Source organism: Polynucleobacter sp. 35-46-11, from assembly GCF_002281105.1.
The window spans coordinates 2,789-3,807 of sequence record NZ_NCFJ01000342.1 but is presented as its reverse complement, the minus strand read 5'-3'; the positions used below and the strand labels follow the sequence as shown (position 1 = coordinate 3,807).

Genomic DNA, 1,019 nt, shown 5'->3' with positions numbered 1-1,019 from the left:
GATCGTGGTGAGGTCTCTATTGGATCTGCTGCAGAGCGGGTCACTAAAGCTTTTGAGCTCATTCGCAAATACCCCGATTTACCCTACATCTTTAGCGGTTTCTCTGGGCGTCTTTCTCCCAAGGGGATCTCTGAAGCGGACGCCTTCAAGCAATTGGTGGCGGAGCAGGGCTTGCCAGACAATAATGCCCATTATGAAAATCAATCCCGTAATACTTATGAAAATGTCATATTCATGAAGCCCATGATCTTGGAGTTGGTTGCTAAGGATGCTAATGCACCCCCAAAATCTTGGCTTTTGATTACTTCGGCATCGCATATGTATCGATCATTAAAGATTTTCCAAGAGCACGGGGTTGGGGTGATTCCAGTGCCGGTTGATTACCAAACCAGCAACCGTTTGCAGTGGTGGAGGTTTGATTTGGAAGGCGGCATGCAAAACTGGAATAAGCTGATGCATGAAGTAGTTGGTCTCTTGGCTTACTGGATGACCGGAAAGATCTAACTCAGGCGGGGGAATTCGGTAAAATAAACCCACATGAACACGGCTAAAAAAGCCCCTGTGGGACACGCTTCAGCACCCACCCAGACTTCCCAAGCTTTAGCTGCTGGGTCCTCAATTTCTTATTCCGCTGATCATCTAGCAAACCAATTCCTGATTGCCATGCCTGGGATGGTCGACCCCAATTTTGCAGGTTCAGTCATTTATCTTTTTGAGCATACTGAACGCGGTGCAATGGGCTTGGTGATCAATCGCCCGACTGAGCTCGATATGGGTGCCTTATTTGAAAAAATTGAGGTCAAGCTGGAGGCTGAGCCAGTATCTGAACAACCGGTCTATTTTGGTGGTCCAGTACAAATCGAACGTGGTTTTGTCTTGCACGAGCCCTCCACAGAAGTGGCTTACAGCTCCTCCTTAGCAGTTCCAGGTGGCTTAACCATGACGACATCTAAAGATGTACTTGAGGCCGTGGCAACAGGTTCTGGGCCCAGCAAATTCTTAATGACCTTAGGTTATGC

General features: G+C 47.9%; 2 protein-coding genes. Both read left to right on the top strand.

The features are described from left to right. Positions 1–504 (top strand): YdcF family protein (locus B7Y67_RS14595; protein ID WP_293599262.1); only part of this gene is annotated, 504 nt, incomplete at its 5' end. A gap of 159 nt (positions 505–663) precedes the next feature. Beyond that, positions 664–1,019: YqgE/AlgH family protein (locus B7Y67_RS14590; RefSeq protein WP_293599264.1), on the top strand; the 356-nt coding region annotated here is incomplete at its 3' end.